This is a genomic window from Xanthomonas sp. NCPPB 1128, from assembly GCF_001043115.1.
Classification (GTDB): Bacteria; Pseudomonadota; Gammaproteobacteria; order Xanthomonadales; family Xanthomonadaceae; genus Xanthomonas_A.
Map to the genome: position 1 here is coordinate 131,845 of NZ_LFME01000008.1, position 13,468 is coordinate 145,312.

The following is a 13,468-nucleotide window of genomic DNA, read 5'->3' on the forward strand; positions in this document are numbered from 1 at the left end:
GCAGCCACGACGATCAGCGTAGGCGGGCGATCCGACCTCGGAAGCAGTCGGGACTGAAGTCCCTCCCACATCGCTCCCGGACACCGATAACCGCGAATCCCTATGGGAGTCGCGGTCGCTTGGCTTTTGCTTTGGCTTTGGCTTTGGCTGTTGCTCTAGCTCTTGCTTTTGCTTTTGACTTGCCGGGTTCCCTTCCGAAGCGGCGAACCAGGCGGGAAACACCCGAAGGGCGGCGCACAGGGACGTGCGCCGTCCGCGGCAGGGGCAGGATGCCCCTTCCGCGGATCCCGTCTGGTTCGCGGACCCGGAGCGCGCAGCGCGGAGGGCGCGTAGGCAGGGCGCGCTTTCTTTTGGTTACCTTTTCTTTGCGCGAGCAAAGAAAAGTAACTCGCCCGTAAGGGCGAAAGCCTTTGCCGTGGCTTGAGATTTGCCTGTAGTGCGAAAAGAAGCACCATAGGAGCAGCTTCAGCCGCGGCAGGCACCATCGAGACGGCCTGTCGCGGCTGAAGCCGCTCCTACGAGAGAGCATAAAGCCTGAGCCGGCTTACTTGCCGATCCAGCCTTCCAGCATGTCCGAGAACTCGTCGGCGTGCTCTTCTTCCTGGGCCAGGATCTCTTCCAGGATGCGCTTGGTGGTGGTGTCCTTGTCGCCGACGAAGTTGATCATCTCGCGGTAGCTGTCGATGGCGATGCGCTCGGCGATCAGGTTCTCCTTGACCATGTCGCGCAGGTCCTCGCCTTCCTTGTACTCGGCGTGCGAGCGCGCGGTCAGCGTATCCGGATTGAGATCCGGCTCGCCGCCCAGCTGCACGATGCGCTCGGCCAGCTTGTGCGCATGCGCCTGCTCCTGCTGCGCGTGCTCCAGGAACTCGGACTTGACCGCGTCGGCGAGCATGCCGGCGGCCATGAAGTAGTGGCGGTAGTAGCGCAGCACGCACACGTACTCGGTGGCCAACGCGTCGTTGAGCATCTTGATCACCGCCTCGCGGTCGGCGCTGTAGCTCTTGGTGATCGCGCCGTCCTCGATGCTCTGGCGGGCGTTGGCGCGCAGCGTGGCGGTGTCGGTGAGGCCGGCGGTGTGCTGCAGCGGCTTGGCGTCGGTGTTCGGGGAGGCTGGCTTGTTGGACATGGCTGGCCGTTTCCTGTGGTGGGTAAGGGGATCAGTCGGGAAGATGCTGCAGCACGTAGTCGGCTGAGGAGACCTTGAACTCGCCCGGCGCCTCGACGAACAGCGCCTTCACCACGCCGTCGTCGGCGTACAGCGCGAAGCGACGCGCCCGCACGCCCATGCCGTAGCTGCTGGCGTCCAGCTCCAGGCCTAGCGCCTTGGCGAAGTCGCCGTTGCCGTCGGACAGCATCTGCAGGCCGTCGGGCACCAGCTGGCTCTTGCCCCAGGCCTGCATCACGAACGGGTCGTTCACCGCCATGCAGTACACCTCGATGCCGCGCTTGCGGAACTCCTCGAAGTGCTCGACATAGCCGGGCAGGTGCTTCTCCGAACAGGTCGGGGTGAAGGCGCCGGGCACCGCGAACAACATCACGCGGCGGCCGTCGAACAGGGTGCGCGTATCCACGGCTTCCACGCCGTCGCGGATGTGCTGCAGCACCACTTCGGGAATGCGTTCGCCGATCTGGATGGGCATGTCGGGCTCCTTGGATGAACCGAGTCTAGAAACGGAAATGGGAAGGTGGCGTCAACGCCTTGAAAAGCGCCGTGGCAGGCCTATCTGACGGGCATGGACGGCGGGCCGGTCCCGCCGCCGCGAACCGTCCCCTTCGGGGTGTACCTCATTCACGTTTCAGGAGACCACGATGAGCATCGTCCGTTATCGCCAGTGGCCGGCCCAGGCCGCATTCCAGAACGAGATCAAGCAGGTGTTCGACCGCTTCTTCGATCCCAACGGCGGCACCGACGAATCGGCCGTCGTCACTGCGCAGTGGGTGCCGCGCGTGGACATCAAGGAGGAGCCGGAGCGCTTCGTGCTGTACGCCGACCTGCCGGGCATCGACCCGTCGGAGATTGAGGTGTCGATGGACAAGGGCATTCTTTCGATCAAGGGCGAACGCAAGAGCGAATCGGCCGCCGACACCGAGCGTTTCTCGCGCATCGAGCGCCGCTACGGCAGCTTCCACCGCCGCTTCGCGCTGCCCGACAGCGCCGATGCGGACGGCATTTCCGCCACCGGCTACCATGGCGTGCTGGAAGTGCGCATCCCCAAGCGTCCGGCGAGCACGCCGCGCCGCATCCAGGTCGATACCGGGGCCACGATCGTGCAGTAAGCGCCCGCTCGCAGCGGCGTCGCCACCGCGACGCCGCGCCCTCGCGGCCGGCCGTAGAATGGCCGGGCGATGGTGCAATGCATGCAACCGGCCCGTTGCCGCAAGGCGGCGGGCCGACTCTTTTTTGAGGTGATGGATGGAATTCAAGGATTACTACGCGACCCTGGGCGTGGAACCCAGCGCCGGCGATGCCGAGATCAAGACCGCGTACCGGCGGCTGGCGCGCAAGTACCATCCCGACGTCAGCAAGGAGCCTGGGGCCGAAGAGAAGTTCAAGGCGATCAACGAGGCCTACGAGGCCTTGCGCGACCCGCCCAAGCGCGCCGCCTACGACCAGTTGCGCGCGCAGGGCTACCGCCCGGGCGAGGAGTTCCACGCGCCGCCGAACTACGGTGGTGCGCAGGGCTTCGACTTCGAGGAAGTGTTCGGCAACGGCGGCGCCGGCGGCGGCTTCAGCGATTTCTTCGAGAGCCTGTTCGCCCGCCAGCAGCGCGCCCGCCAGGGCGGCGCCGGCCCCGGTCCGGGGCCGGGTGCACCGCGCGGCGATACCCGCGCCAAGCTGGCGGTGCCGCTGGAGGCGGTGTATGCCGGCGACAGCGTGCGCATCACCATCAACGGCAAGCAGCTGGACGTGCGCGTGCCCAAGGGCGTGCGCCCCGGCCAGGTGATCCGGCTGAGCGGGCAGGGCAACGGCGGCAGCAACCTGCTGCTGGAGATCGAGTACGCCGCGCATCCGCAGTTCGAGGTGGACGGCCGCAACATCCTCTACACCCTGCAGGTGACGCCCTGGCAGGCCGCGCTGGGCACCAGCATCAGCGTGCCGACCCTGGGCGGGGCGGTGGAACTGAAGATCCCGCCCGAGTCCGATGCCGGCCGCAAGCTGCGCCTGCGCGGCCGCGGCCTGCCCGGCACCCCGCCGGGCGACCAGATCGTCGAACTGGAAGTGCTGGCGCCGGCACCGGAAACCGAAGCGCAGCGCAAGGCGTATCGCGGGCTGGCCAAGGCGTTTGGCGAGGCCGTTTGATTGCGGGGATTGGGGAGTCGGGATTGGGGATTCGCAAGAGCGGCGTCCCTTCGCGCTGTGGCGTTGTGGGGGCGGCATCAGCCGCAATGCCGGCCCGATAAAGCGGCCGTACCCGCTTGTGCGGCCCGGCCCGGCCTGCGCCTGCAGGCGTGACTGCGCTGGAGCCGCTGCGACGCACGGCCGCAGCGGCGTCGCCGATCCGCATACGCGCTTCGCAAGTCTGCAGCTGTGCTGCTTTTCTGTGGGAGGGGCTTCAGCCCCGACGCCTCAACCTTTGAAGCGTCGGGGCTGAAGCCCCTCCCACAAGAGACGCCACCGGCTCTTCGTTATGGTTCCATGCATTGCCCGGCTTGTCGTAGGAGCGGCTTCAGCCGCGACAGGCATTACCGGTAACGCCCGTCGCGGCTGAAGCCGCTCCTACAAGGGGCGCCGATTGCAATGCAGCCTTACGCCGCGCGCTCAAACACCGCCCGGAAACCCGCCCTTACGAATCCCCAATCCCCAATCCCGATTCCCGGCTTCTACGGCGCATCCTCGCCGCTGAACACACGCTCGATCACCTCGTACAGCTCGTCCTCGGAGAACGGCTTGGTGATGTAGGCGCGGGCGCCCTGGCGCATGCCCCACATGCGGTCGGTGTCCTGGTCCTTGGTGGTCACCAGGATCACCGGGATGTTCTGCGTGGTCGGCTCGCGGCGCAGGGTGCGGGTGGCCTGGAAGCCGTTGAGGTTGGGCATCACCACGTCCATCAGCACCAGGTCCGGCAAGGACGCCTTGGCCGCTTCCACGCCGGCGGCGCCGTCGGTGGCGGTGATCGTTTCGTGCCCCAGTTTTTCGACAATGCGCTGGATGCCCAGCAACTGCGACGGCGAATCGTCGACGATCAGAATGCGTGCCATGTGGTTCCCCCTAGGAAGCTTGGAGTGTAGTGGCAGCGGCGCGAGGGCGGAAAGCGTTGCGTGTCACAAAGCGCCGGCGTGGCTACGCGCCTGGATCCAGCCGCACCACGGTGCGCCCGAACGACTGCCCGGCCAGCATCGTGGCGAACACCTCCGGCAGGCCGGCCAGGTCCACTTCGCGGGTGCAGATGGTCTCCAGGTGGCGCGGCTTCCAGTCGCTGCCCAGGTGCTGCCAGATGCGGTCGCGCAGGTCGCGCGCGGTGCCGGCCGAGCCGATGCCCAGCAGCGACACCCCGCGCAGGATGAAGGGCATCACCGTCATGTCCAGCTCCGCGGTCGCGGCCAGCCCGGCACTGGCGACGTTGCCGTACGGTGCCGTCTGCGCCAGCAGGCTGGTCAGCATCGCCCCGCCCACGTTGTCCAGGCCGCCGCCGAAACGCACCGATTCCAGCGGCCGGCTGGTCTGCAGGGCCTCGCGCCCCAGCACCTGGGTGGCGCCCCAGGCCTTGAGCTGCTCTGCGCGCTCGGCCTTGCCGCTGACCGCATGCACCTCGAAGCCGGCGCGGCTGAAGATGTCGATCGCCAGCGAGCCGACCCCGCCGGTGGCGCCGGTCACGCACAGCGGGCCGTGCGCCGGGGTCTGGCGGTTGTCGAGCAGGCGCAGCAGCGCCAGCGCCGCGGTGAAGCCGGCGGTGCCCAGCACCATGCTCTCGCGCAGGCTCAGCCCGGCCGGCAGCGGCACCACCCACCTGGATTCCAGGCGCACGTATGCGCTGTAGCCGCCGTCGCGGGTCTCGCTGAGGCCGCAGCCGGTGACCAGCACCGCGTCGCCTTCCTTGAACGCCGGGTCGCTGGAGGCGACCACGTGCCCGGCCACGTCGATGCCGCCGACCAGCGGGAAGCGGCGCAGGATCTTGCCCTGGCCGGTGCCGGCCAGCGCGTCCTTGAAGTTCACCGACGACCAGGCGGCGCGGATCACCACCTCCCCGTCGCTGAGCTGGTCCAGCGACAGCGGCACGAGGCCGGCGTGGTAGCCGCTGGCGTCCTGGTGGATGCGGAAGGCGGAGAACTGGGCGGGAACGGACATGGAACACCTTGGTCGGCACGCAGGAATGCACCAAGATACCCTTTCGAAACGGCGGGTCTGCCCCATCTTGTAGAATCGGCGACTCATTATCCGGTGACCGGCGCGTGACCGACGCGTCGCCACCTTCCTTCTTGGAGCATGCATGGCCTGGAACACACCTGGCGGCAAGGGCGGAGACGGCCCCGACAATCACGGGCGCGGTCCCTGGCCGCCGCGTGGCGGCAATGGGGGAGGAAAGTGGGGCGGCTTGCCCGGTCCGTTGAAGGACCTGTTCGGCGACGGCGGCGGCATCGGCCGCTGGATCCTGGGTGCGGTGGTGCTGGTGTTGCTGTTCAGCAGCTTCCAGTTGATCGGCGAGCAGCAGCGCGGCGTGGTCCTGCGTTTCGGCCAGTTCTCGCGGATCCTGCAGCCGGGCCCGAACTTCAAGCTGCCGTGGCCAATCGAGACCGTGCGCAAGGTCGATGCCACCCGCATCAAGACCTTCGACAGCCAGTTGCCGGTGCTGACCGGCGACGAGAACATCGTCAACGTCTCGCTCAACGTGCAGTACCGGGTCGAGGACCCGCGCACCTACGTGTTCGGCGCGCGCAACGCCGACCTGGTGCTGGAGCAGGCCGCGCAGAGCGCGGTGCGCGAGCAGATCGGTCGTTCGGATCTCAACACTGTGCTCAACAACCGCGGGCCGATGGCGGTGGCCGCGCGCGAGCGCCTGCAGGCCGCGCTGAAGGCCTATCACACCGGCCTGATCGTGACCGGTCTGACCCTGCCCGACGCACGTCCGCCGGAAGAAGTGAAGTCGGCCTTCGACGAGGTCAACGGCGCCCAGCAGGTCAAGGAGCGGCTGATCAACGAGGCCCAGGCCTACGCCGCCAAGGTGGTGCCGGAGGCGCGCGGCCAGGCGGCACGCACCCGCACCGTCGCCGAAGGCTACAAGGAAGCGGCGATCGCCCGCGCGCAGGGCGACGCCGAGCGCTTCACCCTGCTGCAGCAGCAGTACCAGAACGCGCCGGAGGTCACCCGCAAGCGGCTGTGGCTGGAGACGATCCAGCAGGTGCTGGCGGAGAACCGCAAGGTCATCGGCGGCGATGGCCGCCAACTGATCTACGTGCCGATGCCGGCCGACAACAAGGCGCCGGCTGCTTCGACGCCGCCGACGCCGACCACGTCGCTGCCGACGGTGCCGCAGGAGGTGTTGATGCCGGCGTTGAACAGCAGTTCGGCCGAAAGTGTCCGCAACCCGGAGCGCACGCCGCGCCCGACCGGCCGTGAGGAGATCCAGCGATGAAACTGTCATTGTGGGCGGGCATTGCCGTCGTCGCGCTGTTCGCGCTGCTCAGTTCGGTGTTCGTGGTGCCCGAGGACAAGGCGGCGATGGTGCTGAACCTGGGCCGCGTGGTGCGTGCCGACCTCAAGCCGGGCCTGCACTTCAAGGTGCCGCTGGTCGAGTCGGTGCGCATGTTCGACCGCCGCTTCCAGGTGATCGACACCAACCCGGCGCGCTACTTCACCGCCGAGCAGAAGGACGTCAGCGTCAGCTTCTTCGCCATCGGCTACATCTCCGACGTGCGCGCCTTCTACCGCGCCACCCAAGGCGGCGACGAGAAGGTGGCCAACAGCCTGCTGGCGCCGATCATCACCGACTCACTGCGCAACCAGATCAACTCGCGCACCCTGCAGCAGCTGGTGTCCGGCGACCGCAGCGAGCTGATCGCCAAGCAGCTGGTGGCGATCAACGCGGCCAGCAAGACCCTGGGCATGCAGATCGTCGACCTGCGCATCAAGCAGATCGACCTGCCGACCGACAGCCAGGTGATCACCGACGTGTACGAGCGCATGCGCGCGCAGCGCAAGCAGGAAGCGGCCAAGCTGCGCGCCGAGGGCGAGGAGCAGGCGCTGACCATCCGCGCCCAGGCCGACCGCGAAAGCACGGTGCTGGTCGCCGAGGCCGAACGCGACGCGCAGAAGCTGCGCGGCGAAGGCGATGCCGAGGCCGCCAGCGTGTACGGCAAGGCCGGCTCCGCCGACCCGTCGTTCTACGCGTTCTACCGCAGCCTGGAGGCCTACCGCGGCGCCATGGCCGACGGCAACGGCGTGATCGTGCTCGACAAGAACGATCCGTTCCTGCAGTACCTCAAGAGCGAGCGCTGAGGGCGGGGATTGGGGAGTCGAGAGTGGGGATTCGCAAGAGCGGGTCCCCGGTCTCTGACGATGTACAGGGGGGCCGGCTGCATGCGGCTGGCGCCCGGCGCTGGAAGCCTTTGTAGGAGCGACTTCAGTCGCGACGAGCCTTCCTGGTAAAGCCTGTCGCGACTGAAGTCGCTCCTACAAGGTCAACACGCTTGAGCGCCGCGCGCTCCGCCCATTCCCGCTTGCCGAGACCCCCATGCACGATCTGATCGCCGCGGTGTGCCTGGTCGTCGTCTTCGAAGGCCTGATCCTGCTGGTGGCGCCGGAAGCCTGGAAGCGGATGGTGCAGCAGATGCTGGCCATGCCGGCCACGCAATTGCGGATCGCCGGTGGGGTGGCCCTGGCGGTGGGATTGCTCGCCTTGCTGTGGGTTCGCGCCTGACCCCGCATCCCGATTGCTGCCGTCGGGCAGGTCGCTGAACGCGGCAGGGGAAGGGGTGGTGACCGCCACCCAAAACCCGGATAATGCACAAAAGCCGGCCGGGCCCGCTCCACGCGAGCGTCTCGACCGGCTTTTTCCGTGTATGGGCCCTGCCGCCGCCTGGACGCTCCCCGATGGAGCAACCGCGCTGGTGTCGGTCGATCCCCGCACGGCCACCACATCCGCGTGGCCCCGACGGTCGCGCAGCAAACCAGGAGTTACCCAGCCATGGGTCAGTCAGTTGTCGTGCTCGGCGCCCAGTGGGGCGATGAAGGCAAAGGCAAGATCGTCGATCTGCTCACCGAGGAAATCGGTGCCGTCGTGCGTTTCCAGGGCGGCCACAATGCCGGCCACACCCTCGTTATCAACGGCAAGAAGACCGTCCTGCACCTGATCCCGTCCGGCATCCTGCGCGCCGACGCGCTGTGCCTGATCGGCAACGGCGTGGTGATCTCCCCGGCCGCGCTGCGCAAGGAGATCGAGGAGCTGGAGACCTCCGGCGTGGAAGTGCGTTCGCGCCTGAAGATCTCGCCGGCCGCGCCGCTGATCATGCCGTACCACATCGCCCTGGATCAGGCCCGCGAGAAGGCCGCCGGCGGCAAGGCCATCGGCACCACCGGCCGCGGCATCGGCCCGGCCTACGAAGACAAGGTGGCGCGCCGCGGCATCCGCGTCGCCGACCTGCATTACCCGCCGCAGTTGGAAGAGCTACTGCGCACCGCGCTGGACTACCACAACTTCGTGCTGACCAAGTACCTGGGCGTGGAAGCGGTCGACTTCCAGAAGACCTTCGACGAAGCGCTGGCCTTCGGCGAGTACGTGCAGCCGATGAAGTCCGACGTGGCCGGCATCCTTCACGACCTGCGCAAGCAGGGCAAGCGCGTGCTGTTCGAAGGCGCGCAGGGTGCGCTGCTGGACATCGACCACGGTACCTATCCCTACGTCACCAGCTCCAACACCACCGTCGGTGGCGCGCTGGCCGGCACCGGCGTGGGCGCACAGGACATCGACTACGTGCTGGGCATCGCCAAGGCCTATGCCACCCGCGTCGGCGGCGGTCCATTCCCGACCGAACTGGACGACGAAATCGGCCAGGGCATCCGCGACCGCGGTGCCGAGTACGGCGCCTCCACCGGCCGCCCGCGCCGCTGCGGCTGGATGGACATCGTCGCGCTGAAGCGGGCGGTGGCCATCAACGGCATCTCCGGCCTGTGCATCACCAAGCTCGACGTACTCGACGGCATGGAGAAGCTGAAGGTGTGCATCGCCTACGAATACCGCGGCAAGCGCACCGAGTACGCGCCGCTGGACGCGCAGGGCTGGGAAGAGTGCACCCCGGTGTACCTGGAGTTCCCGGGCTGGAGCGAGAACACCCACGGCATCACCGTGTGGGACGAACTGCCGCCCGCCGCCCGCGCCTACCTGCGCGCACTGGAGGAACTGGCCGGCTGCCCGATCTCGATCGTCTCCACCGGCCCGGACCGCGAGCACACGATGGTGCTGCAGGATCCGTTCGCCTGAGGCGGGCAGCACGTGGCTCCTTCTCCCGCATGCGGGAGAAGGAAGTACCGAGTCTCCAGAGAGCCCCGCGACAGCGGGGCTTTTTATTTCACACCGCACACTGACACGCGTAATGCAGTGCGCCGTGCATGCACGTGGGAGGACAGCTGGCCGAGCAGCGTGCGCACGCTTTCTGGCTGCTCGACGCAATCGGAGTTGCCGGAGTGCCATTGCCTACACTGCGGTCCGCGTCCATCTGCGGCTGCCGCAAAGCTGCGCTAGCATTCCGCGCGGCGCACGCATGCCGCCACTCGACAAGGACGACCGCCGATGTTCGCTGCACTGTTCGACACGCTGTTCAACCGCACGCCCAGCCCCGATGCCTTCGCCAGGTTGTACACCGACGCCCTGCGCGCGCGGGGCTATCGCGAGGAGCTGGTCTATCAGTCTGACGCGTTCCGGCTGGTCGGCGGCAATGGCTACACCATCTACCTGCACAACGCCTATCAGGCCTACAGGACCGCGACGCGCAAAGGCCGCGCCGAGGCATTGCGCGCCTATGTGACGTCCTCGCTCAACGCGCAGGAAGAGAGTGGCAGGGAAAAGACATTCGACGAAGTGCGCGCGACGCTGATGCCGGTGATTCGCAATCGCGGCATGTTCGAGGAGATGCGGCTGGAGCACTTGCTGGAGAAAGGCCTCGATGCGCCATTACCGTACGCATGGCGCGACATTGCCGAGGATTGCGTCGAGCTGCTGGCGCTGGACCTGCCGGACACGATCTCCACGCTGTTCCAGGGCCCGCGTGCGGCATGGGGGATCACTCTGGACGAAGGCCTGGCCATCGCCCGCGACAATCTGCGCGATGCAACGGTCGACCATTTCGTCGAAGTCGCGCCGGGCGTGTTCCGCGGCGCATGGCAGGATGCCTACGACACCAGCCGCGCCTTGCTGCCCGACGTGCTGTACCGCGTACCGGTGGCGGGCAATCCGCTGTTTATGCTGCCGGCGCGCGACTGCCTGCTGGTGGTGGGCGACCGTGACGCCGCCGCCATCGGCGCGATGCTGGAGCTGAGCGTGGAAGCAGCCGCGCAAGGTCGCAACGTTTCCGCATTGGTGTTCACTTACGACGAGGCACGCCGCATGGTGCCGTTCGCGCTGGCGTTGCCCGAGCATCGCCAGCGCCAGGCCGACCTGCGCCGGTTGCTGGACGCGCCTGCCTATGCCGATCAGAAGGCAGCGCTGGACAAGCTCCACGACGCGACCGACCAGGACATCTTCGTCGCGTCGTTCAGTGTCTACCAGGAGCGCGACGACGGTGGGCGGCAGTTTTCGCTCTGCACCTGGACCAAGGGCGTCGATACCTTGCTGCCCAGGGCCGACCGGATCGCCTTGGTCGTTCCGCGCGACGACGCCGAGGAGGAAGAGGTCGTCCTGGTGTCCTGGGGCGAAGCTGTTGCGGCGTTCGGCGACCTGATGGAGCCACAGCCGCCGCTGTATCCGTCGCGTTACCGCGTGCAAGCGTTTCCCGATGACGCGCAGCTCAAGCAGCTTACGCCGCTGTAATGGGCGGGGATCACGACTGGGGCTGCGTGGGTGTTCTGCTTGCTACCGACCTCACCCCAGCCGCTCTCCCGGTTGGAGATGGGCTGATTGCGGTACACCCTGGCGCAGGCGCGTGCAGGCTTAGCGTGCATTACGTAGCTTTCCGCATGGGATAAAACTCAAGAAATCGCCTCTGCGGCCGATAGCAGCGCACGGATCGGCGTCGCTGCACATCGGCAGCGACACGCGGGGACCCGCTTGCGACGGCAGCCGCCGCGCCCAGGGCTCCGTCGTGCGCCGTGGCATCTTGGGGGAGAACGGCAGTGCGCAGTCGCTTGGTTTGGCAGTCGCTCGGGGCGCTGCTGTGGTGGGGTGTGCTCGTGCCGGGCGTGGCGGCACAGACGGTGATAACGCCCGCGTGTGCGCCGGCACAGGCGTTGCCGGCCTGCGTGGCGGCCGTGCGTGCCGACGACCCGGCGGCTGCGCTGCGCATGGGCATGCCGGCCTGGGACGCCGCCACCGACAAGCAGGGCCTGATTCCCCTCGGCCTGGAACTGGTGGACGCGGCCTCTGCCGCCGGCAAGCCGGAGACCGTGGTCGCCCTCGGCTCGGCCCTGCTCACCCAGCCGCTGTCGCCGCCGCAGCGCCTGCGCCTGTTCAAGCAACTCAACGGCGCCATCTGGCAGCCGCGCGACGCCGCCCGCATCGCCGAACTCGAAGCCGACATGCGACGGCTGGAGAAGGACCTGCCGGACGACCCGCATATCGCCGAACTGTGGCGGCAGCTGGCCGCTTCCTACTACCTGATGGGCGCGCAGGACGATGCATTGCGGGTCGCGCGCATCGCCCTGTCGAAGGTGCGCAAACATCCCGACCTGGTGGAGTACAACGCCAACCAGATCATCTTCATCGTGTCCTCGCAGCAGGGGCGCATGCCCGATGCCATCGCCGCCTTGCTCGAAGTGGAGCGGGTGGGCAAGGCGCTGGGCAAGCCGGACGACGCCGCCATGTTGCACAACGCCACCGGCGTGTTCGTGTATGCGCACGAATGGGAAAAGGCGATCGAATATGGCCAGCGCGCCCTGGCCGCCTACGACCTCAAGCCGCGCAAGGGGCTTGCGCGTGCCGACGTGCTCAACAACCTCGGCTCGGCCTACGAAGGCGCCAACGAACTGCCGCGCGCCGAGGCCATCTACCGGCAAGCGCTGGCGGCGGCGCGCGCCGACGACAAGGCGTCGGTGATCGGTCCCCTGAACAACCTCGCCAACGTGCTGCGTCGCCAGCATCGCCCGCAGGAGGCGTTGCCGCTGCTGCGCGAAGCCGCCGCCGCCCTGGAGAACGTCGCGCGTGGCGGCGATCATGGTGACAACGGCGAGGCGGCCATCGTCTATTCCAACCTCGGCGTCACCCTCGCCGACCTCGGCCAGCGCGAGGCGGCGGCCACCGCGTTCGAGCGCTCGCGGCAACTGTTCGCGCAGTCGGACAACGTGCCACGGCGGCTGGAGCTGTACCCGCGCATGATCGACAACCTCGACGCACTCGGCCGCGACCGCGAGGCGCTGGCGCTGATGCGCGAGTACAAAGCGGTCAACGACGATGCGGTGAACGTCGAATCCAAGACCCGCATCGCCGAGCTGGAATCGGCGGTGGACCTGGCGCGCAAGAAGAGCGAACTGGCGGCGCTTGGCCGCACCCGCGCCGCCGAACAGGCCGCCTACGCGCAACTGCAGGCGCGCGAACAGCGCCAGCGCAGCGTGCTCTACGGCTTGCTGGCCGCGCTGCTGGCGCTGGCCGGCTTCTTCCTGCTGAAGGTGCGCGAAGGCCGCATACGCCGGCGCGTCAACGCCGAACTGGCGCGCAAGAACGACGAGATCCAGACCCAGCACCGCGAACTGGAACAACTCACCGCCACCATTCGCCGCCAGAGCGAAGAGGACGCCCTCACCGGCCTGCGCAACCGCCGCTACGTCACCGCCTGGCTGCAGGCGCGCGAGGCCGCCGCGACGCCCGAGCGCACGCAGGAACCGCTGCTGATCGCCTTGCTGGACATCGACCACTTCAAGCGCGTCAACGACCTGCACGGCCACGAAGGCGGCGACCACGCGCTGATGCACCTGGGCGACCTGCTGCGCGAGTGCGCGCGCAGTTCCGACGTCATCGCCCGCTGGGGCGGCGAAGAATTCCTGTGGATCTGCCCCGGCGGCACCCTGGCCGACGCCCCGCGCCTGTTCCGCCGCCTGCGCGAGCGCCTGCAGGCCGACCCGCTGGTGCGCCCGACCGGACGCATTGCCCTCACCGTGTCGATGGGCGTCAGCCTGTTCCCCGCCCATCCTGGCGGCGACTGGCCGCTGAGCCTGCGCATCGCCGATGCCGCCCTGTATCGCGCCAAGCGCGCCGGTCGCGATCGGTGGGTGGGGCTGACGCTGGAAGGTGGGGCTAGCGACCTCGGCGCCGATGTGTCGCTGGAGGTGCTGGAGGCGGAAGGGCAGCTGCGGCAGACGGGGGGTGGGGGCGATGGGGTGGTG

At 68.0% G+C, this 13,468-nt stretch carries 12 protein-coding genes; 8 read left to right on the plus strand and 4 right to left on the minus strand.

Annotation, left to right across the window (positions count from 1 at the left end):
• Nucleotides 1–544: 544 nt before the first annotated feature.
• Both ACP93_RS08070 and ACP93_RS08075 read right to left on the minus strand, forming a co-directional pair.
• Nucleotides 545–1,129 (minus strand): ferritin-like domain-containing protein, encoded by a 585-nt coding sequence (locus ACP93_RS08070; protein ID WP_048490188.1) that lies wholly within the window; start codon nucleotides 1,127–1,129, stop codon nucleotides 545–547.
• A gap of 31 nt (nucleotides 1,130–1,160) precedes the next feature.
• Complete coding sequence (locus ACP93_RS08075; RefSeq protein WP_048490189.1) at nucleotides 1,161–1,643, minus strand: peroxiredoxin; 483 nt, start codon at nucleotides 1,641–1,643, stop codon at nucleotides 1,161–1,163.
• A gap of 169 nt (nucleotides 1,644–1,812) precedes the next feature.
• Here ACP93_RS08075 and ACP93_RS08080 point away from each other — a divergent pair, with 169 nt between their 5' ends.
• Together ACP93_RS08080 and ACP93_RS08085 are read left to right on the plus strand one after the other, a co-directional pair.
• A complete protein-coding gene (locus tag ACP93_RS08080; protein ID WP_048490190.1) occupies nucleotides 1,813–2,280 on the plus strand; it encodes an Hsp20/alpha crystallin family protein in 468 nt (155 codons plus the stop codon).
• Between the two features lie 136 nt (nucleotides 2,281–2,416).
• A complete protein-coding gene (locus tag ACP93_RS08085) occupies nucleotides 2,417–3,304 on the plus strand; it encodes a DnaJ C-terminal domain-containing protein (RefSeq protein ID WP_048490191.1) in 888 nt (295 codons plus the stop codon).
• Nucleotides 3,305–3,825: 521 nt separating this feature from the next.
• Here the strand turns inward: ACP93_RS08085 and pilH are convergent.
• Nucleotides 3,826–4,203: a twitching motility response regulator PilH gene (pilH, locus tag ACP93_RS08090; RefSeq protein WP_048490192.1), complete on the minus strand. Its 378-nt coding sequence runs from the start codon at nucleotides 4,201–4,203 to the stop codon at nucleotides 3,826–3,828.
• Nucleotides 4,204–4,285: 82 nt separating this feature from the next.
• The gene (locus ACP93_RS08095) at nucleotides 4,286–5,290 is read right to left on the minus strand and encodes an acrylyl-CoA reductase family protein (RefSeq protein ID WP_048490193.1); all 1,005 of its coding nucleotides are present in this window, start codon (nucleotides 5,288–5,290) and stop codon (nucleotides 4,286–4,288) included.
• A 142-nt stretch (nucleotides 5,291–5,432) separates the two neighbouring features.
• On the opposite strand from ACP93_RS08095, the gene hflK reads away from it, so the two are divergent.
• The 6 genes from hflK to ACP93_RS20815 all read left to right on the plus strand — a co-directional run.
• Nucleotides 5,433–6,575, plus strand: a complete 1,143-nt coding sequence (gene hflK / locus ACP93_RS08100; protein WP_048490194.1) for an FtsH protease activity modulator HflK — start codon at nucleotides 5,433–5,435, stop codon at nucleotides 6,573–6,575.
• A complete protein-coding gene (locus ACP93_RS08105; RefSeq protein ID WP_048490195.1) occupies nucleotides 6,572–7,438 on the plus strand; it encodes a protease modulator HflC in 867 nt (288 codons plus the stop codon). The genes hflK and ACP93_RS08105 overlap by 4 nt, the downstream gene beginning before the upstream one ends.
• A gap of 235 nt (nucleotides 7,439–7,673) precedes the next feature.
• Nucleotides 7,674–7,859, plus strand: a complete 186-nt coding sequence (locus ACP93_RS08110; RefSeq protein WP_048490196.1) for a DUF2065 domain-containing protein — start codon at nucleotides 7,674–7,676, stop codon at nucleotides 7,857–7,859.
• A 267-nt stretch (nucleotides 7,860–8,126) separates the two neighbouring features.
• Nucleotides 8,127–9,419, plus strand: a complete 1,293-nt coding sequence (locus ACP93_RS08115) for an adenylosuccinate synthase (protein ID WP_010340110.1) — start codon at nucleotides 8,127–8,129, stop codon at nucleotides 9,417–9,419.
• 309 nt (nucleotides 9,420–9,728) lie between these two features.
• The gene (locus ACP93_RS08120) at nucleotides 9,729–10,964 is read left to right on the plus strand and encodes a DUF1444 domain-containing protein (RefSeq protein WP_048490197.1); all 1,236 of its coding nucleotides are present in this window, start codon (nucleotides 9,729–9,731) and stop codon (nucleotides 10,962–10,964) included.
• A 302-nt stretch (nucleotides 10,965–11,266) separates the two neighbouring features.
• On the plus strand, nucleotides 11,267–13,468 hold a 2,202-nt coding region (locus ACP93_RS20815; protein ID WP_131721599.1), incomplete at its 3' end, for a tetratricopeptide repeat-containing diguanylate cyclase.

What these genes read in the sequence shown, in the direction of transcription:
- ACP93_RS08070 (WP_048490188.1), bottom strand. Translation starts at nt 1,129, where the DNA reads ATGTCCAACAAGCCAGCCTCCCCGAACACCGACGCCAAGCCGCTGCAG.
- hflK (WP_048490194.1), top strand. Translation starts at nt 5,433, where the DNA reads ATGGCCTGGAACACACCTGGCGGCAAGGGCGGAGACGGCCCCGACAAT.
- ACP93_RS08120 (WP_048490197.1), top strand. Translation starts at nt 9,729, where the DNA reads ATGTTCGCTGCACTGTTCGACACGCTGTTCAACCGCACGCCCAGCCCC.
- pilH (WP_048490192.1), bottom strand. Translation starts at nt 4,203, where the DNA reads ATGGCACGCATTCTGATCGTCGACGATTCGCCGTCGCAGTTGCTGGGC.
- ACP93_RS08115 (WP_010340110.1), top strand. Translation starts at nt 8,127, where the DNA reads ATGGGTCAGTCAGTTGTCGTGCTCGGCGCCCAGTGGGGCGATGAAGGC.
- ACP93_RS08095 (WP_048490193.1), bottom strand. Translation starts at nt 5,290, where the DNA reads ATGTCCGTTCCCGCCCAGTTCTCCGCCTTCCGCATCCACCAGGACGCC.
- ACP93_RS08105 (WP_048490195.1), top strand. Translation starts at nt 6,572, where the DNA reads ATGAAACTGTCATTGTGGGCGGGCATTGCCGTCGTCGCGCTGTTCGCG.
- ACP93_RS08075 (WP_048490189.1), bottom strand. Translation starts at nt 1,643, where the DNA reads ATGCCCATCCAGATCGGCGAACGCATTCCCGAAGTGGTGCTGCAGCAC.
- ACP93_RS08085 (WP_048490191.1), top strand. Translation starts at nt 2,417, where the DNA reads ATGGAATTCAAGGATTACTACGCGACCCTGGGCGTGGAACCCAGCGCC.
- ACP93_RS08080 (WP_048490190.1), top strand. Translation starts at nt 1,813, where the DNA reads ATGAGCATCGTCCGTTATCGCCAGTGGCCGGCCCAGGCCGCATTCCAG.
- ACP93_RS08110 (WP_048490196.1), top strand. Translation starts at nt 7,674, where the DNA reads ATGCACGATCTGATCGCCGCGGTGTGCCTGGTCGTCGTCTTCGAAGGC.